This window comes from Roseovarius sp. MBR-154, from assembly GCF_053628595.1.
Window position 1 is genome coordinate 177,351 of the sequence record NZ_JBRJGR010000006.1, and the last position, 20,958, is coordinate 198,308.

The following is a 20,958-nucleotide window of genomic DNA, read 5'->3' on the forward strand; positions in this document are numbered from 1 at the left end:
GCTCTGGCAATGAAAGGGCCATGAGACACGCCTTGCCCCTTGCCCGGCCCGGTCAGGTCATCGGCCTGCTGGGCGGGTCCTTCGATCCGCCACATGCGGGCCACCTGCATATCAGCCGCGAGGCGCTGCGCCGGTTTGCGCTCGACCGGCTGTGGTGGCTGGTGAGCCCCGGCAACCCGCTCAAGCCGCACGGGCCCGCACCCTTGGCCGAGCGCATGGCGGCGGCGCGCGCGATGGTCGATCATCCGCGCATGGCGGTCACCGATTTCGAGGCGCAGGCGGGCACACGTTATACCGCGCAGACGCTCATCGCCCTGCGCCATGCCGCGCCGGGGGTGCGCTTCGTGTGGCTGATGGGCGCCGATAACCTGGCGCAGTTTCACCGCTGGCAGGATTGGCAGAGCATCATCGAGAGCGTGCCGGTGGGCGTGCTGGCGCGTCCCGGTCAGCGGATTTCGGCGCGCATGTCGCCCGCCGCGCGGATCTATCGCCACGCCTGCCTGCCGGGCCGTGCAAGCCGTCTTTTGGGCCAGGCTACGGCGCCGGCCTGGTGTTTCGTCAACGTGCCGATGATGGATATCTCCTCGACCGCGCTGCGCGCGCAGGGCGGCACGCAGAGCGGGCGGGAAACGTGACGCGGCGTGAGCCGAATCGTGATTGCACCGCGCAGCCTGCTGCGTTTAACTCGGCCCCATGAAACACGCATTTTCCAGACGTCTCTTCCTCGGCGCGGCGCTCTCGGGCATGGCGGGCGCGGCGCTTGGCGGGGCGCCCGCGATCTCGCTGCGCCCGGTGGCCCGGCCCGGCGGCGGCAGCGGGGCCGCGCGGCTCGCCCCGAGCGTCGAGGCGCTGATCGCCGAGGCAAAGCTGTCGGGCCAGGTGGGCTATGCCGTGGCGGATGCCGCGAGCGGGCAGGTGCTGGAAGAGGGCGACGGCGCAACCGGCCTGCCGCCCGCCAGCGTCACCAAGGCGGTGACGGCGCTCTACGCGCTTGACGTGCTCGGCCCGGACTACCGGTTCGAAACGCGGCTCTTCGCCACTGGCGCCCTTGAGGGCGATGTGCTCAAGGGCGATCTGATCCTCACCGGGGGCGGCGATCCTACACTCGACACCGACGCGCTCGCCTCGCTCGCCGCCGGGCTGAAACAGGCCGGCATCCGCGAGCTGCGCGGCCAGTTCCGCGTCTGGGGCGGCGCGGTGCCGTTCAAGCGCGCCATCGACGAGAGCCAGCCCGAGCATGTCGGCTATAATCCCGCGATCTCGGGGCTGAACCTCAATTACAACCGGGTGCATTTCGAATGGAAGCGCGCGGGCGGAAAATATACCGTCTCGATGGATGCGCGCAGCGGCCGCTACCGCCCCGACGTGACCGTGGCGCGCATGCAGATCGCCGATCGCAGCGTGCCGGTCTATACCTATCGCGATGCGGGCGCGCGCGACGACTGGACCGTGGCGCGCGCTGCCCTCGGCAATGGCGGCGCGCGCTGGCTGCCGGTGCGAAAGCCGGAGCTTTATGCAGCCGAAGTCTTTGCCACCTTCGCGCGGTCGCAGGGCATCGACCTCGGCAAGCCCGCGATACAGGAGGCCAGGCCGCAGGGCGGGGTGATCGTGACGCATTACAGCGCGCCCTTGCGTGATATCCTGCGCGAGATGCTGAAATATTCCACCAACCTCACCGCCGAGATGGTGGGGCTGACGGCGACCGCGCGGCTCAAGGGACGCGCCGTGCCGCTGGCGCAATCGGCACAGGCGATGAGTGACTGGGTGGCGCAGAACCTCGGGATGACGGGGGTCGCGCTGCGCGACCATTCGGGGCTCAGTGACCGCTCGCGGCTGTCGGCGGCGGCGATGGCCAAAGGACTGGCGCAGGCGCAGGATGCGGGGCTGTTGCGACCGCTCCTGCGCGAGCACCAGATGCGTGACGCCAAGGGACGCCCGACCCGCGATCACCCGGTCAAGGTCGTGGCCAAGACCGGCACGCTCTATTTCGTCAGCAGCCTTGCGGGCTATGTGCGCACGCCACAGGGGACCGATCTGGCCTTTGCCATCTTCACCTCGAGCGACAGCCTGCGCAGCCGGATCGACCCCAAGCAGGAAGAGCGCCCGCCCGGCGCGCGCGCATGGAACCTGCGCTCGAAGCGGTTGCAGCAGGCGCTGATCGAACGCTGGAGCGCGGTTTACGGCGGGTGAGGCGCAAAGCGGTAGCGGGTTGCGACGGCCTGAAGGTGACCTTGGCGGTTTGAGGGATGAGCCGCGCGGTGCCCGACCGCGGGTGGGCGCTTCAACCTTGCCGGAAGGCACTTTATATTCGTCAAATATTTATGCGTTTTCAAATGCTTGGCACGTTGCAAATGCGCCCGCCCGGGGGGCGGTCGGGCGCCGCGCGGCGGCGCGTGCCGCGCCTTGATTCCGCGCGTTGGTGCTAGAGGCGAAGGTCCACTTCAGGCCAAAAACATCCCAACTCGCCTCTCACCCCTTCCCGCCAAACACCGGCGCGCGACCGGCCATGTTGGCGGCGATCTGCTCCATCTGGTCGGGCTTGCCGATAAGGGCCGCCTGTGCGCGGCTCTCCTCCATCAGCACCGCGTCCTCTCCCACGCCGCTCTCGGCCACGGCAATCAGCCGCTTGGCGGCACGGATGGCGGACGGGCTGCGGGTGGCGATCTCTCGTGCCAGATCCCGCGCGGCACCCAGCGGATCGTCGGACACTTCCGTCACCAGACCCCAGGCCTCGGCCTGCGCGGCGGGGATCGGCCGGGCGGTATAGGTCAGCCGCCGGATCACGTCCGACCGGGTCAGCCGCGGCAAGAGCGCCATGCCGCCCATATCGGGGATCAGCCCCCATTTCATCTCCATGATGGCCAGTTGCGCCTCCGGTGCCGCAATCCGGATGTCGGCCCCGAGCGCAAGCTGGAACCCCGCCCCATAGACCGCCCCCTGCAGCGCCGCGATCACCGGCACCGGCAGGCGGCGCCAGACCATCGCCACCTCCTGAAAGAGGTTGGTATTGCCGTGGCTGCGCGGCAGGATCAGCGCCTCGGGGTCGCCCTTGGCCAGCGCGGCAAAGCTCATCACGTCGAGCCCCGCACAAAACGACTGCCCCTCACCCGAGAGAACGACGGCGCGAATATCGGCATCGTGCAGCGCCTGTCCGGCGGCAACGATGGCCTCGGCCATCTCGGGATCGACGGCGTTGCGCTTGTCGGGGCGGGTCAGGGTGACATGGGCGATGTGATCGGTGATCTCGGTGCTGACGCGGGGCATGGGCGGTCCTCCTTTGGGCGTATGAAACACGGGCCGCGCGGTGCAGGCCAGCGGAACGTGGCGGCAGACCCTTGCAGCCGCGGCCCGCATCCCGTTAACTGCGCCCCATGACCGGACCCCGTTACACACCCCTTGTCGAGAGCCTGCCCGCCAACGTGCCCTTCGTCGGCCCCGAGGAGCAGGAGCGCACGCGCGGCGCGCCCTTTGCCGCACGTCTGGGCGCGAATGAGAGCCTTTTCGGCCCCTCGCCCAAGGCGCTCGCCGCCATCCGCGCCGAGGCGGAGCAGGTCTGGAAATACGGCGACCCGACCAGCCACGATCTGCGCGCTGCCCTCGCAGACCACATGGGCGTGGCGGTTGAGAATGTGCTGGTGGGCGAGGGGATCGACGGCCTCCTGGGCAACCTCGTGCGCCTGCTGGTGGCCCCCGGCGATGCGGTCGTCACCTCGGACGGGGCCTATCCCACCTTCAACTACCATGTCGCGGGCTTTGGCGGCGCGTTGCACAAGGTGCCTTACCGCGACGATCACGAGGATCTGGCCGCGCTCATCGCCCGCGCGCGCGAGCTCGACGCCAAGCTGATCTACTATGCCAATCCCGACAACCCGATGGGCACATGGGCGCAGAGTGCCGATGTGTTGACCGCGCTTGACGCGCTGCCCGAGGGCTGCCTGCTCTGCCTTGACGAGGCCTATGTCGAATTCGCCCCCGAGGGCACGGCGGCAGAGGTCGCCGCAGACGACCCCCGCGTGATCCGAATGCGCACCTTTTCCAAGGCGCACGGCATGGCGGGCGCGCGTATCGGTTACGCGGTGGCGGCGGCCCCGCTGATCAAGAGCTTCGACAAGATCCGCAACCATTTCGGCATGAACCGCATGGCGCAGGCGGGCGCGCTCGCGGCGCTGCACGATGCCGACTGGCTGGCGCATGTGCAGGCCGAGGTGGCCCGGTCGCGCGACGAGATTGCGCGCATCGCCCGCGACAACGGGCTGGCACCCATCCCGTCCGCCACCAATTTCGTCGCCGTCGATTGCGGGCGCGACGGCGATTTCGCCCGCGCCGTTCTGGCGGCGCTGGTGGCGCGGGGCGTGTTTGTGCGGATGCCCTTCGTGGCCCCGCAGGATCGCTGCATCCGCATCAGTTGCGGACGCGCCGACGATCTGGCGGTGCTGGCCGAGGCGCTGCCCAAGGCCCTGCGCGAGGCGCGCGGATAGCTGCGCGTCCGGGCCTGAGCAGAAAATTTCACCTGACAGGGGCGATTCTTTCGGTAAACTCCGGTCATGCGACGCGGAAACATGAAAGAGGCGCCAAACTACACCAATGCCGCCCTCGTGATGGGGGCGGTCAATCTGCTTTGGGTGTTCATGGTGATCTGGGCGACGCTCGGATTTCTGGCGGTGCTGGTGACCGGCTTTGTCCTCGACAAGCTGATCCAGTGGTGTGCGCGCCGACGCGCCGGAGATACCACAGGCGGCTGACAGCGCGCCGCCCGTGGCAGAATGTCCCGGTCTCAGAGGCTCGCGTCGAGTGCCGCGAGAATGGCATCGCCCATCTCGCTGGTGGAGACCGGCGTGACACCCTCCTCGCCCAGCAGATCGGCGGTGCGCAGACCCTGAGCGAGCACCTCTTCCACCGCCTTTTCCACGCGGGCCGCATCCTCGCCCATGTCGAACGAATAGCGCAGCGCCATGGCAAAGCTGAGGATGCAGGCGATCGGGTTGGCCTTGCCCTGGCCCGCGATATCGGGCGCGCTGCCATGCACCGGCTCATATAGCGCCTTGGGCCGACCATTGGCCATCGGCGCGCCGAGGCTGGCCGAGGGCAGCATGCCCAGGCTGCCGGTCAGCATAGCCGCCGCGTCCGACAGCATGTCGCCAAAGAGGTTGTCGGTCACGATCACGTCGAACTGCTTGGGCCAGCGGCAGAGCTGCATCGCGCCCGCATCGGCATACATGTGGCTCAGCTCGACATCGGCATACTCCGCCTGATGCACCTCGGTCACCACCTCGCGCCAGAGCACGCCCGATTCCATCACATTGGCCTTTTCCATCGAGCAGACGCGGTTCGACCGCTTGCGCGCCAGCTCGAAGGCCGCGCGCGCCACGCGGGCGATCTCGCTCTCGGTATAGCGCTGCGTGTTGATGCCGACGCGCTCGTTGCCCTCGCGGATGATGCCGCGCGGCTCGCCGAAATAGATCCCCGAGGTCAGCTCGCGCACGATCATGATGTCGAGCCCGGCCACCACGTCACGCTTGAGCGACGAGAAATCCGCCAGCGCGTCAAAGCATTGCGCGGGCCGCAGGTTGGCGAAAAGGTCCATTTCCTTGCGCAGCCGCAACAGGCCGCGCTCGGGCTTCACGCTGAAATCGAGAGTGTCGTATTTCGGCCCGCCCACGGCCCCGAGCAGCACGGCATCGACCTCCTGCGCGCGGGCCATGGTGTCGTCATGCAGCGGCGTGCCATGCGCGTCATAGGCGGCCCCGCCGACCAGATCCTCGCTCACGTCAAAGGCGACGCCGCGTTTGTCGCCGAACCAGCCGATGATCCTGGTGACTTCGGCCATGACTTCGGGGCCGATCCCGTCACCGGGCAGGATGAGAAGCGAGGGATTGCTCATGGGCTTTGTGTCCTTGGTTGTGGCATGATGTCGTTTCCGATGGCGTATAGCCAAGCCCCGCCGGGGTCAAGAAAGCCGGGTCGCCAAATCGTCGGCTTCATTGCCCTTGAGCCGCGCGCCGGTCTGACGCAGTCTGGGGATCATGCAAACCACGTTCACCATAACCACGCAGGGGCAGGGGCTCTATGAGATCACCGACCGGGTGGCGGAGTGGGTCGCAGGCGACGGCCTGCTGACACTCTTCATCCGCCACACCTCGGCCAGCCTGCTCATTCAGGAAAACGCAGATCCCGAGGTGCAGACCGACCTGCACGCCTTTTTCACCCGCCTCGTGCCGCCGAGCACCGATCCGGCGATGGCCTATCTGCGCCACACCCATGAAGGGCCCGACGACATGCCCGCCCATATCAAGGCAGCACTCCTGCCCGTCAGCCTCGGCATCCCGGTCGAGGATGGCCGCCTGCGGCTCGGCACATGGCAGGGCATCTACCTCTTCGAGCACCGCGATGCGCCGCATGTCCGCGAGGTGGCGGCGCATCTCGTCGGCTGATCGTCAGGTGCGATCCGCCTGATTGGGATCCTCGGTCGTGCCCGGCCCGGTGCCGGGGGCGGGGTTTTCCTGTTCGGGCGCGTCCGAGGTTTCCGGCACGTCCTTGTCCTTGTCCGGCCAGGGATCGACCGTGTTGCGATCCGCCTGATTGGGGTCGCTGGTCGTGCCGGGGCCGGTTGCGGGATCGTCGTTGCGCTGTTGCGTCATGCTCGCCTCCTTACTGCGTTGGCATCAGAAAGATTTCCTGCACCGAGGCCCGGTCGGGCGCGTTCAGCGCGTGCATCACGGCCCCCGCCACGTCCTCGGGCTGCAACTTGTCGGGCTTGGGGCTGTCGAAAAAGGGCGTGTCGACCATGCCCGGCGCGATCACCGTGCAGCGCCCGCCCCACTCGCGCATCTCCTCCGCCATGTTGCCGGCAAGCCCGTGCACGAACCATTTCGATGCGCCGTAGATCGAGCCCTTGATATGTCGCTTGCCCGCCGCCGAGCCGGTCAGGATCAGATGGCCCTTGCTCTCCTGCAGCGCGGCGTAGCTGGCCTTGATGGTCCACAAGAGACCCATGACGTTGATGTCCATCATGCTGCGCCACTCCTCGGGGTCGCCCTCGGCCACGCCGGGGGTGTCGAGCCCGCGCCCGGCATTGGCAAAGACCGCATTGATCTGCCCGAACCGCCCTTGCGTCTCGCGCACCGCGTGCTCCAGATCGGCCATCTGCGTCACGTCACCGGGCAGGGCGAGGGCCCGCGCCTCTCCCAACTCGCTAACCAGCGCCTCCAGCTTGTCGCGGCGGCGCGCGAACAGCGCCACGTTCCAGCCCGCCTTTGCGGCGGCGCGCGCGGTCTCCGCCCCGATGCCGCTCGAGGCCCCGGTGATGAACAGCGTCTTGGTCGTCATCTGATGTCCTTTCCTGTCGTCTTGCCCCCTACCTAGGGCCGCGACCGGCCTGTTTCAAAGCCCTCTCAGCCGCCTATCTAGCGGTGCGATTTCCCCCCTACCCAAAACCTTGTTGCTGTCCTATAGTGGCTGTGGATAACTGGGCTTCAGACCCATGACCCAAGAGGCAGAGACAAAGAAGGGGGACGGCCCATGCGCTGCCCGTTTTGCGGAAACATCGACACACAGGTCAAGGATTCACGCCCCGCAGAGGATCATGTCTCGATCCGGCGCAGGCGCTTCTGCCCGGCTTGCGGCGGACGCTTCACCACCTATGAGCGGGTGCAGCTGCGGGACCTCGTGGTCGTGAAATCGAACGGACGGCGCGAGGATTTCGACCGCGACAAGCTGGAACGCTCGATCCGGATCGCGCTGCAGAAACGCCCGATCGAGCCCGAGCGCGTGGAGCAGATGATCTCCGGCATCGTGCGCCGCCTTGAAAGCATGGGCGAGACCGACATCCCCTCCAAGACCGTCGGCGAGATCGTGATGGAAAGCCTCTCGCGAATCGACACCGTGGCCTATGTGCGCTTTGCCAGCGTCTACAAGAACTTCCAGGAAGCCGATGATTTCGACCGTTTCGTAAGCGAGTTGCGCCCCGACGAGGCGGCGGCAACCCCAGACCCCGACGCGTGACCGACAGGGACGTCCGTTTCATGCGCCTTGCTCTGTCGCTCGGGCGCCGGGGCATGGGGCAATGCGCGCCCAACCCGGCGGTCGGCTGCGTCATCGTTCAGGGGGACAGGATCATCGGGCGCGGCTGGACCGCGCCGGGCGGGCGGCCACATGCCGAAACACAGGCGCTTGCACAGGCCGGGGCCGCGGCACGCGGGGCCACCGCCTATGTCACGCTGGAGCCCTGCGCACATCACGGCAAGACACCGCCCTGCGCCGAGGCGCTGATCGAGGCGGGCGTGGCGCGCGTCGTGGCCTCGTTCGACGACAATGACGCGCGCGTCGCGGGGCGCGGTTTCGCCATGCTGCGCGCCGCCGGAATAGAGGTCACGACTGGCGTCATGGCCGAAGAGGCCGCGCGCGATCTCGCCGGATCGCTGATGCGCAACGCGACCGGGCGGCCTTTCGTGACGCTGAAACTCGCCGCCAGCCTCGATGGGCGCATCGCCACCGCCACCGGTCACAGCCAGTGGATCACCGGGGCACAGGCGCGGCGCATGGTCCACGCGATGCGCGCGCGCCATGACGCGGTGATGGTGGGGGCAGGCACGGCGCGCGCCGATGACCCCACGCTGACCGTGCGCGACATGGGCACGCGGCGCCAACCGGTGCGCGTGGTGGTCTCGCGCAGGCTCGACCTGCCGCTGATGTCGAACCTCGCGCGCACCGCGGCTGACGTGCCGCTCTGGCTCTGCCACGGAGCCGAGGTCGATCCTGCCATCGCCGAAGCCTGGCGCGGCGTGGGCGCGCGGCTCTTGCCCTGCGACGTGGTGGCAGGCCAGGTCAAACCCGAGGCGATCTTCCAGGCACTCGGGCAGACGGGGCTGACGCGGGTGCTCTGCGAAGGCGGCGGCGCGCTCGCCGCCTCGCTTCTGGGGGCAGGGCTGGTCGATGAATTCATAGGGTTCACCGCCGGGCTCGCCATCGGGGCCGAGGGGCTGCCGGGCATCGGCGCGCTGGGCCTCGCGCGGCTGGAAGAGGCGGGCCGCTTCACGCTCGTCGAGACGCGCCAGGTGGGCGGCGACGTGATGCATCGCTGGCGTCGCATCTGAGTATTTTTGCCATAAAGAAACCGATGTGGTCTTTATGGTCCAAATACTCTCGCCGAAGGCGTTACGACGGCTGATCCCTCACGCCGGTTGGCGTGGCCGCGCGCGCGCCGCCATCACGTCGCGCCCCAGTGTGAGCGTGTAGGCTTCGAGTTCCGACAGTGCGGCCTGCGCCGCGTCGGCCTCGTGGCGCTCCAGCGCGTCGGCGATGCGGGTGTGAAAGCCGACAATCGCCTCGCGCGACCGCGCGGTGAAGGTGATCATGTTCATCAGCGGCTGCATCGCCTCGACCGCCCCGGCCAGTTGGTAGGACAGCACCGGATTGTCCGCACTGTCCACCAAGGCCCGGTGAAACGTGACATCCGAGGCGCAGAGCGATTCGTCCGTCAGCCCCGGTTGCCCCTGCCGGTGGATTTCCGCCCGCATCGTCGCCAGCGTGTCGGGCGTGCGGCGCAGGGCCGCCAGCGGCGTGCAGGCGCGCTCCAGCGCATAGCGCGCCTCGCAGGCCACATCAAAGCTGATCGCGTTCATCGACAGCAGCAGCGTCGAGGTGGTGATATGCTGACCATACGCCTCGGGATAGCTCAGCCGGTTGACGAAGGCCCCGCCGAACGCGCCGCGCGCCGTGCGAATGAGCGATTGCGCCGCCAGCCGCTTGAGTGCCTCCCGCACCGTCGGGCGCGACACCTCGAAGTGATCGGCCAGTTCCGCCTCGGACGGCAGGCGCTCGTCCACAATCAGCCGCCCGGCCATGATCTCCTCGCGGATGGCCTCGGCGATCTGGGCCGAAAGGTCGGCCTTGTTATCGGGATCAATTTTCATTTGTCTTACATTTAAATGTCTGACAATTTAAACGCAAGAGATGAGTCGTGAGGGAGAGCGCGATGATCGCGGCACAGGTCAGACGAATGGGCGGCGGGCACTGGCTGGTGCTGTTCGGTCTCATTCTGGGGGCCTGGGGGCTGCTCTATGCCATGGCGCTGCCGCAGGATTTGCGCGACGGCGCGGTGATCTATGGCGCGGATTTCCTGCAAAGCCTGTGCATCGTCACACCAGATGCGGCCGGGTTCGGCCGCATCATCCTCATGTGGGCGCTGATGTCGGCGGCGATGATGGCCCCCACGGCGCTGCCCGCTTTCGCGACCTACGAAGAGTTGAGCCACACCGGCGAAACCCGCTTTGGCGCGCTGGTCACGGGGTATCTGTCGGTCTGGCTGGGCTTTTCGGTGCTGGCCGCAGCCGCGCAGATGGCGCTCTTTCAGGCGGGCTTGCTCACAGCCTTCGGCGACAGCCGCTCGGGACTTTTGTCGGCGGCGCTGCTGGCGCTCGCAGGGCTATACCAGTTCAGCCCCGCCAAGGAGGCGTGCCTGTCGAAATGCCGCCGCCCGCTGGCGTTCTTCATGCAATACTGGGACGAGGGCGCGGCCCGCAACGGCATCCGCCTTGGCCTCATCTGCCTTGGCTGCTGCTGGGCGCTGATGCTGCTGGCTTTCGTGGGCGGGGTGATGAACCTTGCCTTCATGGGGCTGGCCACGGTGATCATGGTGCTGGAAAAACTGCCGCAGATCGGTGCCTGGCTCACCCGCCCCCTGGGCGTCGTGCTGCTGGCCGCATCGGTCTGGGTGCTATTCGCGACAATATGAAAGAGGAGGCCACGACATGGCATTGGACGACGCAAGCGTGGGCACGGTGCCCTGGACGATCAAGGGGGAGCTGATCCTCAACTGCAACTGCACGGTGTTCTGCCCCTGCGTGGTCAGCCTGGGCAAGCACGCCCCCACCGAAGGCTATTGTCAGGCCTGGTCGGGCGTGCGCATCGACGAGGGGCACTATGGCGACGCGGATCTGAGCGGGCTGAACGTGGGCCTGATGCTCGAAATCCCCGGCCTGATGGCGCGCGGCAACTGGAAGGCCGCCGCCTATATCGACGAACGCGCCAATGAGGCGGCCTATGAGGGGTTGGTCAACATCTTTTCCGGCAAGGCACGCGGCACCACCGGCCTCTTCGGGGTGCTGGTCAGCGAATTCCTCGGGGCCGAGCGCGCGCCGGTCATCTTCGAGACCGAAGGCAAGGCCCGCCGCCTCATGGTCGGCAAGAAGATCCAGGGCGAGGTGGTGCCGGTCGAGGGCCACAAGGGCGAGGATATCGTCGTCACCAATACCGAATACTGGATGGGCCCCGACATCACCGTCGCCACCGCCACCAAGGGCCGCGTGCGCGCCTTTGGCCGGGTCTGGGATTTCGACGGGCGCAGCGCGGAAATCTGCCAGATCGACTGGAAAGGTCCGCGCTGATGATGCTGACGGCGGATTATGTCGCGCTCATGGCGCGCTATAATGCGTGGCAGAACGCGCAGATCACCCGTTCCATCGACGCGGTGAGCCTCAAGGTCTTGACCGAGGATCACGGAGCGCATTTCTCGTCGATCCTCGGTACGCTCAACCATATCCTCTGGGCCGACCGCATGTGGCTGCACCGGTTTGGCGTGGAGGACACCCGACCCGAGGGTGGGATCAAAGAGAGCACCACGCTCACCCCCACCGGCGCGGCCTGGAGCGCCGAGCGGTTCACCACTGATGGCCGGATCAAGGCCTGGGCCAACCGCGTGCACAGCATCGACCTGACCGGTGATCTGACGTTCTATTCGGGCGCGCTCGGGGCCGAGATCACCAAACCGATGGCCGCCTGCGTCGCCCATTTCTTCAACCACCAGACCCATCACCGGGGGCAGGTCCACGCGATGCTGACCCGCGCGGCGCTACCCGCCCCGATCACCGATATCGTCTTCATGCCCGAGGAGGCAAAATGAACGCACCCTTGCTGTCCCTGTCGCGCCGCTTGCGCCGAACGCCCTTTTCAGACGGGGTCGAGGCGGCGGGGGTCAAGGCCTACACGGTCTACAACCACATGCTGCTGCCGACGGTCTTCCGCTCCATCGAGGAGGATTACCGCCACCTGAAAGACGCGGTGCAGATCTGGGACGTGGCCTGCGAGCGGCAGGTGGAACTGCGCGGCCCCGATGCGGGCCGCCTGATGCAGATGCTGACCCCCCGCGACCTGCGCGGGATGACGCCGGGACAGTGCTATTACGTGCCCATCGTCGATGAGACCGGCGGCATGCTCAACGACCCTGTCGCCGTGAAGCTGGCCGAGGATCGCTGGTGGATCTCGATTGCCGACTCGGACCTGCTCTACTGGGTGCGCGCCACCGCGCATGGCTGGCGGCTGGATGTTCTGGTGGATGAGCCGGATGTCTCGCCCCTGGCCATCCAGGGCCCGCGCGCCGATGACCTGATGGCGGCGGTCTTTGGCGACAGCGTCCGCGATATCCGCTTCTTTCGCTTCGGCGTGTTCGACTTTCAGGGCCGCGACATGGTGATCGCGCGCTCGGGCTATTCCAAGCAGGGCGGGTTCGAGATCTATGTCGAGGGCTCTGACCTCGGCATGCCGCTCTGGCACGCGCTGATGGAGGCGGGCAAGGGCATGGATGTGCACGCGGGCTGCCCCAACCTGATCGAACGGATCGAGGGCGGGCTCTTGAGCTACGGCAACGACATGACCGACGACAACACGCCGCATGAATGCGGGCTCGGCCGGTTCTGCAACACCCATACGGCGATCGGGTGCATCGGTCGCGATGCCCTGCTAAGGGTGGCCAAGGAAGGCCCGGTGCAGCAGATCTGCGCCATTGCCATCGAGGGCGGCGCGGTGCCGCCCTGCCGTGAATGGTGGCCGGTCCTGTCGGAAAAGGGCAAGCGCGTGGGCCGGGTCAGTTCCGCCGCATGGTCGCCGGATTTTGACACCAACGTCGCCATCGGCATGGTGCGGATGACCCATTGGGACGCGGGCACCGAATTGCGGATCAGCGCCCCGGGTGGCGAACGGCGCGGCGTGGTGCAGGACGGGTTCTGGGCCTGAGCGGTCCTTGAGCGTGGGAGTGAGGGGCCAGCCCCTCACACTCCCCGGAGTATTTTTGGCAAGATGAAGCAGGGGGCTGGCCCTGCGACGGAAAAGGAGAGCGATATGTTCAACGCGTTGGTCGTCGAGAAGGACGAGGAAAGCGGCAAGACCTCCGCTGCGGTCAAGCAGATCACGGTCGATGATCTGCCCCATGGCGAGGTGCTGGTCTCGGTCGAGTATTCCACCGTGAATTACAAGGACGGGCTCTGCATCGGGCCGGGCGGCGGGCTGGTGCGCAACTACCCGCACGTGCCGGGCATCGACTTTGCCGGGACCGTCGAGGAAAGCAGCGACGACCGCTACAAGCCCGGTGACAAGGTGGTTCTGACCGGCTGGCGCGTCGGCGAGGCGCATTGGGGCGGCTACGCGCAAAAGGCGCGGGTTCTGGCCAATTGGCTGGTGCCGCTGCCCGAGGGGCTGGACACGCGTCAGGCGATGGCGGTGGGCACGGCAGGCTTTACCGCGATGCTGGCGGTGATGGCGCTCGAGGATCACGGGCTCAAACCGGGGCACGGCCCGGTGCTGGTCACCGGGGCGGCAGGCGGTGTCGGGTCGGTCGCGACCGCGATCCTCGCGCATCTGGGCCATGAGGTGGCCGCCGTCACCGGCCGCCCCGATCAGGAGGACTATCTGCGCGGCTTGGGCGCTAGCCAGATCGTCGCCCGCGACGAGCTGACCGAGGTGACGAAGAAGCCGCTGGAGGCCGAGCAATGGGCGGGATGCGTCGATGCGGTGGCGGGCGCGATGCTGGGCCGCGTGCTCAAGCAGATGAAATACGGCACCTCGGTCGCCGCGATCGGGCTGGCAGGGGGACCGGCCATCGAGGGCGCGCTGATCACCCCCTTCATCCTGCGCGGCGTCAACCTTCTGGGCATCGACAGCGTCATGCAGCCCTATGAGAACCGCACCCGCGCCTGGGCCCGCATCGCGCGCGACCTGCCGATGGACAAGCTCGAGGCGATGGTACAGCCCGCCTGCCTCGGCGATCTGCCCGAGCTTGGCCGCGATATCCTCAAAGGTCAGGTCAAGGGCCGCGTCGTCGTCGACGTCAACACCTGAGCCTTGTCAAACCCCGCGCCCCCCGCTAGCCATGGCTTGAGCGGGGGGCGGCGATATGGACAGCGATCAGGGCATCACCATAAGATACGCGCGCGAGGGCGATTTCACCGCCCTCTGGCCGATCCTGCGCAGCGTCATCAAGGCAGGCGAGACCTACACGATAGAGCCGGGCCTGACCCGCGAGGCGGTGCGCGAGATGTGGATGCAGACCCCGCGCGCCACCTACGTGGCCGAGATCGCGGGCGAGGTCCTGGGCACCTATTACCTCAAGACCAATCAGCCCGGCGGCGGCGCGCATGTCTGCAACGCGGGCTTCATGGTAGCCGAGGCGGCGCGCGGGCAGGGCATGGCGCGGGCGATGTGCCGGCACGCGCAGGACGAGGCCCGCGCCATGGGCTATCTCGCGATGCAGTTCAATTTCGTGGTCGAGACCAATACAGGTGCCATCGCCCTTTGGGAGGATCTGGGCTTCGAGACCGTGGGCCGCCTGCCGCGCGCCTTTCGGCATCCTGTCGCGGGCCTTGTCGATGCGCGCATCATGTACAAATGGCTCGGGGACTGAGCCGGCCTCCGCATTGAGAACTGGCGCGAGGCCCGGACCTGTGGCAGAGTGCCGCGCATGACGCGCGTTTCATGTGGCCTTTTTTCAAGATTGATTTTGGTTATCGCCCTGAGCGTGGCGATGGCGGCGGTGGGGTTTGCCCATCGCGATCTGACCGGGGAGACAGGCCGCAGCGTCAATCCCGACTACCTCGCCTATCTCGCGGCGGGCGGCAGCGCCGATGACCTCTGCGCGCATGACGCCCATGACGGCAGTGCCGATCACGACAGCGCCGCCACCGGATGCGAGGCCTGCCGCCTTGTGGCCTCTGTGCTGCTGCCGGGGCAGGCGGCTCTGCCCGAGCCATGGAGCGCGCCGCGCGAGGCGCGGATCACGCACGCCCCGGAATGGCATCTGGCACGGGCTTTTGCCCATGCCCGGCCCGATCCGCGCGCCCCGCCGCGCGCCTGATTTCCAGAAAATTCGTCTCTTTTACCGCTTTCCCCCGGCATCCGGGGTCTCTGATGGAGCCTTTCCATGACGTCGATCGACCCGACCCACTCCCCCGCGCAGGCGCGCAGCGGGGCAAACCCGTTCTATTTCGCCGCCTGGCGCTGGCATTTCTACGCCGGCCTCTTCGTGATCCCGTTCTTCTGCATCCTCGCCGTCACCGGCATGCTGATGCTGTGGATTTCCTGGGTCGATGGGCGTGATGGCGAGCGCACGCCGGTGATCCCGCAAGAGGCGGCACTCGCCGTCTCCGAGCAGGCCCAGGCGGCCACCGCCGCCATCCCCGGCGGCACGCTCAAGCAATACGTGGCCCCGCGCCGTGATGATCTCGCGGCGATCTTCCGCATCGATCTGGACGGCGAGGCCAACATGGTCGTCGTCGATCCCTATGCGGCGCAGGTGCTGGAGATCTTCCCGCGCCGCTCCGGCTGGTACGATTTCGCCGATGGCATCCACAGCAACCTGATGCTGGGCGTGACCGGCGACCGCATGCTGGAAGTCGCGGCCTCGCTCGGCATGGTGCTGATCGCCACCGGCCTTTACATGTGGTGGCCGCGCGACGCGGGATGGCGGGCCGCATTGATCCCCAGTTTTGGCCGCGGCCGCGCGCTCTGGCGCTCGCTGCATGGCGTGCTGGGCTTCTGGATTTCCATCGTACTGGCGTTCTTCCTCGTCTCCGGCCTCGCCTGGGCGGGCATCTGGGGCGAGAAGATGGTCCAGGCCTGGAGCCAGTTCCCGGCTGAGAAATGGGACAACGTGCCGCTCTCGGACGATATCCACGCCAGCATGAACCACGACCGCAAGGAGGTGCCCTGGGCGCTCGAACTCACGCCGATGCCCGCCTCGGGCAGCCATGCAGGGCACGAGGGCGTGAGCGGCGCGGTGACTATCGACACGCTCGACGCGCTCGCGCGCGAGATCGGGTTCGAGGCCCGCTACCAGCTCAACCTGCCGAACGGCGAGGCCGGTGTCTGGACCATCAACCGCGACTCGATGAACACCGACGATACCGACCCCACCAGCGACCGCACCGTGCATGTCGACCAGTATACCGGCAACATCCTCGCCGATGTGCGCTACGCGAATTACTCGCTGGCGGGCAAGGCGATGGCGGTGGGCATCGCGCTGCACATGGGCACGCTCGGGCTATGGAGCGTGCTGGCCAATACCGTCTTTTGCCTCTCGGTACTGTTCCTCTGCGTGTCCTCGGTGGTGATGTGGTGGAAGCGCCGCCCGGTCGGGGCAGGCGGGCGTCTCGCCGCGCCGCCCTTGCCGCGTGACATGCCGATGTGGCAGGGCGCGGTGCTGGTCGGGCTGGCGGTCTCGCTGGCCTTTCCCCTGGCCGGGCTGACGCTGATCACCGTGCTGGCGCTCGATGTGCTGGTGCTGCAACGCCTGCCCGCGCTGCGCCGTCTGGTGAGCTGATCACCGCCCCCGCTGCGGGGGCCTTCAATTTGAGCATTGCGAAACCCCGTCCCGAAAAGGGCGGGGTTTTGTCGTTTCGCCGGGATCGGACGGGAGATTGCGGGATGTACGGGAAATCATGGGCCGGAACTGCCCCACGGTGATGACGCGACGCTAAAATCGAATCAATCTGGCGTGAATCACCGTCTTCCTGCGCGCCAAAAGCCCGTTGATTTGCGTCGTCCGAGCCTGTAATCCCGAGATTAGAGCGCAAATTCCCATAAAAATTTGGAAATCATGGGAAATAATAGGAAGCAGGTAATACGCGTATATATGGTGCCGTGCCTGACATGTCTAACTATATAAGCCATCATCAAGCTTGAATTTGGCACATTATGTTGTTTTCAAGCGGTCTCGGAAGCAACATCCTGTGCCGCTGAAGGCAAAAAAACATTGCCATGGGACAACTTCCCATAGTATCAATAAACCACGATGAGGACGGGAACAAAGAGGGGCAGCAAGACCCCGAAAAACTCCCAAGTCAGGTTTCATACAGGCACCCGCTTTCATCGAACAAAGAGATCCGGCGCGCGGGCGAGCAGACATCCCCCCAGGTGGCGCGCGCAGTCGGACACCCCGCTCAAGCGGGACGAGGGCGGCGGGTTGATCAGTGGCAGCAGATCAACCCGCCGTTTCGTGTCTGAGGGGGCAGGTTTTCAACCGGGGGGGCGTAACAAGGGACCAACGGGACAGTGGGCCGGATATTCAGGGGCGAGAGCCTCCACAAGGTGGATGGAAAGGGCAGGGTGTCGATCCCGGCTCTCTTTCGCCGTGTGATCGAGGCCTCAGACCCGAACTGGACCGACGGCCTCAACCCCGAACTGATCATCGTCTATGGCGATCACCGCCGCAATTTCCTCGAATGCTACACCATCGAGGCGATGCAGGAGGTGGATGACAAGATCGCCGCCCTGCCGCGCGGCTCGCAGGCGCGCAAGCATCTCCAACGTCTCTTTCATGGCCAGAGCTTTCCCACATCGGTGGACGAAACCGGGCGGCTGGTGCTGCCCGCCAAGCTGCGCCGCAAGATCGACCTCGAAGGCGAGGCGTTCTTCATCGCCGCCGGCGACACCTTCCAGATCTGGAAACCCGAGACCTACGAGGCCGAGGAACTGTCCAAGACCGAGGAATGGCTTGACGGCTACCCCGAGGATTTCGACCCGCTCATCCTGCTCGACAACCCGGACGGGGCGTAAACCATGGCCGCTGCCGCCGCCACATCCCCCGACGCCCCGCATATCCCGGTCCTGTTGCGCCCGCTTCTGGCGGCGGTGGCCCCGGTCACCGGCACCTGGCTTGACGGCACGCTCGGTGCGGGCGGCTATGCGCGCGGGCTGCTCGACGCCGGGGCGGCCCAGGTCATCGGCGTCGACCGCGACCCGCTGGCGCTCGATCTGGCACGCGACTGGGGGGCGGAATACGGCGACCGGCTGCGTCTCGTGCAGGGCAATTTCGCGCAGATGGACGACTACGCCACCGATCTCGACGGCGTCGTGCTTGATCTTGGCGTCTCCTCGATGCAGCTTGACGAGGCCGCACGCGGCTTTTCCTTCCGAAACGACGGCCCGCTCGACATGCGGATGAGCCAGTCCGGCCCGACCGCCGCCGATCTGGTCAACGAGACGCCAGAGGCAGAGCTGGCCAACATCATCTTTCTCTACGGCGAGGAGCGCGCCAGCCGCCGCATCGCCAAATCCATCGTGCGGGTCCGCGACGACGCCCCCATCGAGACCACGCTGCAACTGGCCGGGATCGTCGAGCGCTGCCTGCCGCGCCCCAAACCCGGCCAGACCCACCCCGCGACCCGCACCTTTCAGGCGATCCGCATCGCGGTCAACGACGAATACGGCGCACTGATCGAGGGGCTGGAGGCCGCAGAGCGCGCCTTGAAACCCGGCGGGCAACTGGCGGTCGTGACCTTCCATTCGATCGAGGACCGGATGGTCAAACGCTTCTTGCAGATCCGTGCAGGCGCCACCGGCGGCGGCAGCCGCCACGCCCCCAAGATCGAACAGCCCGAGCCGCAATTCACCCTCAAGTCGCGCAAGGCCATCGTGGCGGACGCGCAGGAACTGGATGAAAACCCGCGCGCGCGCAGCGCCAAGCTGCGCGTCGCAACCCGGACCGAGGCCCCGGCGGGCCATATCGACCGCAGCGCCATCGGCATGCCGATGCTCAAGGGGGGCAAATGATGCGCAGCCTGCTTTACGTTCTGACCGCCTTGGCCGTGATCGGCCTCGCCTTCTGGGCCTACCGCGAGAATTACCGCACGCAAGAGGCACAGGCCAAGGCGCAGCAACTCCAGCAGGCCATCGGCGACGCGCGCGCCCGGCTGCGCGTGCTCAACGCCGAATGGGCCTATCTCAACCGCCCCGACCGGCTGATGGATCTGGTCGAGCTCAACTACGACAAGCTCGGCCTCCTGCCACTCCAGCCCTATCAGTTCGGGCGGATTGATCAGGTCGCCTTCCCCGCGCCGCCCGCATTGCCGATCACCAATCCCGTCGACGTCTCGAACCCGGAGCAACAGCCATGATCCGCACGCCCCTGCGTCCGCTCGCCCGTATCCTCGAGGCCCGCAACCGTGGCGAGAACCCCGACGCCATCGAGCGCGAGAACATCCGCCTGCGCCATGAGGAAATGCGCGACCGCGCCCGCCGCCGCGCCGAAGGGCGGCTTCTGGTGCTGGCGGTGTTCTTCTTCTGCGCCTTCAGCGTCGTGGGCGGGCGCATGGCGGTGCTGGCACAATCCGAGCCGGGCGAGCCGCGCACCAGCGTGGCCGGGGCCTCGATCCTCGCGCAGCGCGCCGATATCGTGGATCGCAAGGGCCGCATACTGGCGACGAATTTCGACACCCATAGCCTCTATGCCCAGCCCGAGGACATGATCGACCCCGAACATGCCGCCGACAAGCTGGTGGAAATCTTCCCCGATCTCGACCGCGCCCGCCTGATCCGCGATTTCACCGGCACGCGCAAGTTCCTGTGGATCAAAAAGAAAATCAGCCCCGAGCAACAGCAGGCCGTGCATGATATCGGCGAGCCGGGGCTGCTCTTCGGCCCGCGCGAGATGCGGCTTTACCCCAACGGCTCGCTTGCCGCGCATGTGCTGGGTGGGGCCAGCTTCGGGCGCGAGGGCGTGCATGCCGCCGAGGTGGTGGGCGTCGCAGGCATCGAGAAATATTTCGACGAGCGCCTGCGCGACCCCGCCCGCGCGCATGAGCCGCTCACCCTGTCGCTCGATCTCAGCGTGCAGGCGGCGATGGAGCGGGTGCTCTTTGGCGGGATGAAGATCATGAACGCCAAGGGGGCGGCGGGCATCCTGATGGAGGTCGATACCGGCGAGGTCGTCGCCGTCGCCTCCTTGCCCGATTTCGATCCCAATGACCGCCCCTCGCTGCCCACCTCCGGCAACCCCGATGACAGCCCGCTCTTCAACCGCGCGGTGCAAGGGGTCTACGAGCTGGGCTCGGTCTTCAAGGTCTTTGCCGTCGCGCAGGCGCTGGATCTGGGGCTTGTGAACCCCGAAACGATGATCAACACCAAAAGCCCGATGCAATGGGGCAAGTTCCGCATCCGCGACTTCCGCAACTACGGCCCGGAACTGAGCGTCACCAAGGTGATCGTCAAATCCTCCAACGTCGGCACCGCCCGCATCGCGATGGATATCGGCGCGGACCGGCAGCGCGCCTTCCTTGACAGCCTCGGCTTCATGCAGGCCTCGCCGCTGGAAATCACCGAGGCGTCGGGCAGCAAGCCGCTCTTGCCCGCCAACTGGTCGGAACTGTCGACCATGACGATCTCCTACGGCCATGGCCTCTCGACCAGCCCGATGCACCTCGCCGCCGCCTATGCGACCATCGCCAATGGCGGGCGGCTCGTGACACCGACCCTTCTGCATGACGCGGCCCGCCCCCCCGGCGAGCGCGTCATCTCCGAGACCACGGCGGACGCCATGCGCCACATGCTGCGCAAGGTGGTCAGCGAGGGCACCGCCAGCTTCGGCGAGGTCGAAGGCTACGCGGTCGGCGGCAAGACCGGCACCGCAGACAAGCCCAAGGCGCGCGGCGGCGGCTATTACGACGACAAGGTGATCGCCACCTTCGCCAGCATCTTCCCGGCGCATGATCCCAAATATGTGCTCGTCGTCACCCTCGATGAGCCGGTCGAGACCTCGGGCGAAGAGCCGCGCCGCACCGCAGGCTGGACCGCCGTGCCGGTCGCCGCCGAAATCATCCGTCGTGTCGCGCCGCTGATGGGGCTGCGACCCGAGATTGAACCCGCAGACCTTGCTGCTATAAGGCAGGCATCCAACTAATCGCGGCAAGGCGGGGC

The 20,958-nt window shown here is 66.9% G+C and carries 24 protein-coding genes; 19 read left to right on the plus strand and 5 right to left on the minus strand.

Annotated features, from left to right (window positions below):
• Positions 1 to 20 precede the first annotated feature (20 nt).
• The gene (locus tag ACSSV4_RS10405) at positions 21 to 635 is read left to right on the plus strand and encodes a nicotinate-nucleotide adenylyltransferase (RefSeq protein WP_454275074.1); all 615 of its coding nucleotides are present in this window, start codon (positions 21 to 23) and stop codon (positions 633 to 635) included.
• Positions 636 to 693: 58 nt separating this feature from the next.
• Positions 694 to 2,190 (plus strand): D-alanyl-D-alanine carboxypeptidase/D-alanyl-D-alanine endopeptidase, encoded by a 1,497-nt coding sequence (gene dacB / locus ACSSV4_RS10410; RefSeq protein WP_454275076.1) that lies wholly within the window; start codon positions 694 to 696, stop codon positions 2,188 to 2,190.
• Between the two features lie 279 nt (positions 2,191 to 2,469).
• On the opposite strand, the gene ACSSV4_RS10415 is transcribed toward dacB, so the two are convergent.
• Positions 2,470 to 3,264, minus strand: a complete 795-nt coding sequence (locus ACSSV4_RS10415; RefSeq protein WP_454275077.1) for a crotonase/enoyl-CoA hydratase family protein — start codon at positions 3,262 to 3,264, stop codon at positions 2,470 to 2,472.
• 107 nt (positions 3,265 to 3,371) lie between these two features.
• Here ACSSV4_RS10415 and ACSSV4_RS10420 point away from each other — a divergent pair, with 107 nt between their 5' ends.
• Both ACSSV4_RS10420 and ACSSV4_RS10425 read left to right on the plus strand, forming a co-directional pair.
• The gene (locus tag ACSSV4_RS10420; protein ID WP_454275078.1) at positions 3,372 to 4,478 is read left to right on the plus strand and encodes a pyridoxal phosphate-dependent aminotransferase; all 1,107 of its coding nucleotides are present in this window, start codon (positions 3,372 to 3,374) and stop codon (positions 4,476 to 4,478) included.
• An 81-nt stretch (positions 4,479 to 4,559) separates the two neighbouring features.
• Entirely contained in the window at positions 4,560 to 4,742 is a 183-nt protein-coding gene (locus ACSSV4_RS10425; RefSeq protein ID WP_454275079.1) for a hypothetical protein, read from the plus strand.
• A gap of 32 nt (positions 4,743 to 4,774) precedes the next feature.
• Here ACSSV4_RS10425 and leuB read toward each other — a convergent pair whose 3' ends face one another.
• Positions 4,775 to 5,881, minus strand: coding sequence for a 3-isopropylmalate dehydrogenase (leuB, locus tag ACSSV4_RS10430; RefSeq protein WP_454275080.1), 1,107 nt, complete (start codon positions 5,879 to 5,881; stop codon positions 4,775 to 4,777).
• A 142-nt stretch (positions 5,882 to 6,023) separates the two neighbouring features.
• Here leuB and ACSSV4_RS10435 point away from each other — a divergent pair, with 142 nt between their 5' ends.
• Positions 6,024 to 6,431, plus strand: coding sequence for a secondary thiamine-phosphate synthase enzyme YjbQ (locus ACSSV4_RS10435; RefSeq protein WP_454275081.1), 408 nt, complete (start codon positions 6,024 to 6,026; stop codon positions 6,429 to 6,431).
• Positions 6,432 to 6,434: 3 nt separating this feature from the next.
• Here ACSSV4_RS10435 and ACSSV4_RS10440 read toward each other — a convergent pair whose 3' ends face one another.
• Both ACSSV4_RS10440 and ACSSV4_RS10445 read right to left on the minus strand, forming a co-directional pair.
• Complete coding sequence (locus tag ACSSV4_RS10440) at positions 6,435 to 6,638, minus strand: hypothetical protein (RefSeq protein ID WP_454275082.1); 204 nt, start codon at positions 6,636 to 6,638, stop codon at positions 6,435 to 6,437.
• A 10-nt stretch (positions 6,639 to 6,648) separates the two neighbouring features.
• Entirely contained in the window at positions 6,649 to 7,326 is a 678-nt protein-coding gene (locus tag ACSSV4_RS10445; RefSeq protein WP_454275083.1) for an SDR family oxidoreductase, read from the minus strand.
• 192 nt (positions 7,327 to 7,518) lie between these two features.
• Here ACSSV4_RS10445 and nrdR point away from each other — a divergent pair, with 192 nt between their 5' ends.
• Both nrdR and ribD read left to right on the plus strand, forming a co-directional pair.
• Positions 7,519 to 8,001, plus strand: coding sequence for a transcriptional regulator NrdR (nrdR, locus tag ACSSV4_RS10450; RefSeq protein WP_454275084.1), 483 nt, complete (start codon positions 7,519 to 7,521; stop codon positions 7,999 to 8,001).
• A complete protein-coding gene (gene ribD, locus ACSSV4_RS10455) occupies positions 7,998 to 9,092 on the plus strand; it encodes a bifunctional diaminohydroxyphosphoribosylaminopyrimidine deaminase/5-amino-6-(5-phosphoribosylamino)uracil reductase RibD (protein WP_454275085.1) in 1,095 nt (364 codons plus the stop codon). Before nrdR ends, ribD begins: the two co-directional genes overlap by 4 nt.
• Positions 9,093 to 9,170: 78 nt before the next feature.
• On the opposite strand, the gene ACSSV4_RS10460 is transcribed toward ribD, so the two are convergent.
• A complete protein-coding gene (locus ACSSV4_RS10460; RefSeq protein ID WP_454275086.1) occupies positions 9,171 to 9,911 on the minus strand; it encodes a FadR/GntR family transcriptional regulator in 741 nt (246 codons plus the stop codon).
• Between the two features lie 86 nt (positions 9,912 to 9,997).
• Between ACSSV4_RS10460 and ACSSV4_RS10465 the strand changes: the two genes are divergently transcribed.
• From ACSSV4_RS10465 to ACSSV4_RS10520, 12 genes are all read left to right on the plus strand, one after another.
• Positions 9,998 to 10,732: a DUF2182 domain-containing protein gene (locus ACSSV4_RS10465; protein WP_454275119.1), complete on the plus strand. Its 735-nt coding sequence runs from the start codon at positions 9,998 to 10,000 to the stop codon at positions 10,730 to 10,732.
• 16 nt (positions 10,733 to 10,748) lie between these two features.
• Complete coding sequence (locus ACSSV4_RS10470; RefSeq protein ID WP_454275087.1) at positions 10,749 to 11,384, plus strand: DUF1326 domain-containing protein; 636 nt, start codon at positions 10,749 to 10,751, stop codon at positions 11,382 to 11,384.
• Positions 11,384 to 11,899, plus strand: a complete 516-nt coding sequence (locus ACSSV4_RS10475) for a DinB family protein (protein ID WP_454275088.1) — start codon at positions 11,384 to 11,386, stop codon at positions 11,897 to 11,899. The genes ACSSV4_RS10470 and ACSSV4_RS10475 overlap by 1 nt, the downstream gene beginning before the upstream one ends.
• Positions 11,896 to 13,008 (plus strand): dimethylsulfoniopropionate demethylase, encoded by a 1,113-nt coding sequence (locus ACSSV4_RS10480; RefSeq protein WP_454275089.1) that lies wholly within the window; start codon positions 11,896 to 11,898, stop codon positions 13,006 to 13,008. The genes ACSSV4_RS10475 and ACSSV4_RS10480 overlap by 4 nt, the downstream gene beginning before the upstream one ends.
• A 105-nt stretch (positions 13,009 to 13,113) precedes the next feature.
• Positions 13,114 to 14,109 carry an acryloyl-CoA reductase gene (gene acuI / locus ACSSV4_RS10485; RefSeq protein WP_454275090.1) on the plus strand — a complete coding sequence of 332 codons (996 nt, stop codon included), beginning with the start codon at positions 13,114 to 13,116 and terminating at the stop codon, positions 14,107 to 14,109.
• A gap of 55 nt (positions 14,110 to 14,164) precedes the next feature.
• On the plus strand, positions 14,165 to 14,671 hold the full coding sequence (locus ACSSV4_RS10490; RefSeq protein WP_454275091.1) for an N-acetyltransferase family protein: 507 nt from the start codon (positions 14,165 to 14,167) through the stop codon (positions 14,669 to 14,671).
• A gap of 57 nt (positions 14,672 to 14,728) precedes the next feature.
• On the plus strand, positions 14,729 to 15,121 hold the full coding sequence (locus ACSSV4_RS10495; RefSeq protein WP_454275092.1) for a DUF2946 family protein: 393 nt from the start codon (positions 14,729 to 14,731) through the stop codon (positions 15,119 to 15,121).
• A gap of 66 nt (positions 15,122 to 15,187) precedes the next feature.
• A complete protein-coding gene (locus ACSSV4_RS10500) occupies positions 15,188 to 16,585 on the plus strand; it encodes a PepSY-associated TM helix domain-containing protein (protein WP_454275093.1) in 1,398 nt (465 codons plus the stop codon).
• Between the two features lie 731 nt (positions 16,586 to 17,316).
• Entirely contained in the window at positions 17,317 to 17,820 is a 504-nt protein-coding gene (mraZ, locus tag ACSSV4_RS10505) for a division/cell wall cluster transcriptional repressor MraZ (protein ID WP_454275094.1), read from the plus strand.
• Positions 17,821 to 17,823: 3 nt separating this feature from the next.
• Entirely contained in the window at positions 17,824 to 18,816 is a 993-nt protein-coding gene (rsmH, locus tag ACSSV4_RS10510) for a 16S rRNA (cytosine(1402)-N(4))-methyltransferase RsmH (protein ID WP_454275095.1), read from the plus strand.
• The gene (gene ftsL / locus ACSSV4_RS10515; protein WP_454275096.1) at positions 18,813 to 19,160 is read left to right on the plus strand and encodes a cell division protein FtsL; all 348 of its coding nucleotides are present in this window, start codon (positions 18,813 to 18,815) and stop codon (positions 19,158 to 19,160) included. The genes rsmH and ftsL overlap by 4 nt, the downstream gene beginning before the upstream one ends.
• Entirely contained in the window at positions 19,157 to 20,941 is a 1,785-nt protein-coding gene (locus ACSSV4_RS10520) for a peptidoglycan D,D-transpeptidase FtsI family protein (protein WP_454275097.1), read from the plus strand. Before ftsL ends, ACSSV4_RS10520 begins: the two co-directional genes overlap by 4 nt.
• Positions 20,942 to 20,958: the final 17 nt, after the last annotated feature.

Bases quoted from the DNA above. Each gene is read 5' to 3' on its own strand.
- ACSSV4_RS10405 (WP_454275074.1), top strand. From the start codon at position 21: ATGAGACACGCCTTGCCCCTTGCCCGGCCCGGTCAGGTCATCGGCCTG.
- dacB (WP_454275076.1), top strand. From the start codon at position 694: ATGAAACACGCATTTTCCAGACGTCTCTTCCTCGGCGCGGCGCTCTCG.
- ACSSV4_RS10415 (WP_454275077.1), bottom strand. From the start codon at position 3,264: ATGCCCCGCGTCAGCACCGAGATCACCGATCACATCGCCCATGTCACC.
- ACSSV4_RS10420 (WP_454275078.1), top strand. From the start codon at position 3,372: ATGACCGGACCCCGTTACACACCCCTTGTCGAGAGCCTGCCCGCCAAC.
- ACSSV4_RS10425 (WP_454275079.1), top strand. From the start codon at position 4,560: ATGAAAGAGGCGCCAAACTACACCAATGCCGCCCTCGTGATGGGGGCG.
- leuB (WP_454275080.1), bottom strand. From the start codon at position 5,881: ATGAGCAATCCCTCGCTTCTCATCCTGCCCGGTGACGGGATCGGCCCC.
- ACSSV4_RS10435 (WP_454275081.1), top strand. From the start codon at position 6,024: ATGCAAACCACGTTCACCATAACCACGCAGGGGCAGGGGCTCTATGAG.
- ACSSV4_RS10440 (WP_454275082.1), bottom strand. From the start codon at position 6,638: ATGACGCAACAGCGCAACGACGATCCCGCAACCGGCCCCGGCACGACC.
- ACSSV4_RS10445 (WP_454275083.1), bottom strand. From the start codon at position 7,326: ATGACGACCAAGACGCTGTTCATCACCGGGGCCTCGAGCGGCATCGGG.
- nrdR (WP_454275084.1), top strand. From the start codon at position 7,519: ATGCGCTGCCCGTTTTGCGGAAACATCGACACACAGGTCAAGGATTCA.
- ACSSV4_RS10460 (WP_454275086.1), bottom strand. From the start codon at position 9,911: ATGAAAATTGATCCCGATAACAAGGCCGACCTTTCGGCCCAGATCGCC.
- ACSSV4_RS10465 (WP_454275119.1), top strand. From the start codon at position 9,998: ATGGGCGGCGGGCACTGGCTGGTGCTGTTCGGTCTCATTCTGGGGGCC.
- ACSSV4_RS10470 (WP_454275087.1), top strand. From the start codon at position 10,749: ATGGCATTGGACGACGCAAGCGTGGGCACGGTGCCCTGGACGATCAAG.
- ACSSV4_RS10475 (WP_454275088.1), top strand. From the start codon at position 11,384: ATGATGCTGACGGCGGATTATGTCGCGCTCATGGCGCGCTATAATGCG.
- ACSSV4_RS10480 (WP_454275089.1), top strand. From the start codon at position 11,896: ATGAACGCACCCTTGCTGTCCCTGTCGCGCCGCTTGCGCCGAACGCCC.
- acuI (WP_454275090.1), top strand. From the start codon at position 13,114: ATGTTCAACGCGTTGGTCGTCGAGAAGGACGAGGAAAGCGGCAAGACC.
- ACSSV4_RS10490 (WP_454275091.1), top strand. From the start codon at position 14,165: ATGGACAGCGATCAGGGCATCACCATAAGATACGCGCGCGAGGGCGAT.
- ACSSV4_RS10495 (WP_454275092.1), top strand. From the start codon at position 14,729: ATGACGCGCGTTTCATGTGGCCTTTTTTCAAGATTGATTTTGGTTATC.
- ACSSV4_RS10500 (WP_454275093.1), top strand. From the start codon at position 15,188: ATGACGTCGATCGACCCGACCCACTCCCCCGCGCAGGCGCGCAGCGGG.
- rsmH (WP_454275095.1), top strand. From the start codon at position 17,824: ATGGCCGCTGCCGCCGCCACATCCCCCGACGCCCCGCATATCCCGGTC.
- ftsL (WP_454275096.1), top strand. From the start codon at position 18,813: ATGATGCGCAGCCTGCTTTACGTTCTGACCGCCTTGGCCGTGATCGGC.
- ACSSV4_RS10520 (WP_454275097.1), top strand. From the start codon at position 19,157: ATGATCCGCACGCCCCTGCGTCCGCTCGCCCGTATCCTCGAGGCCCGC.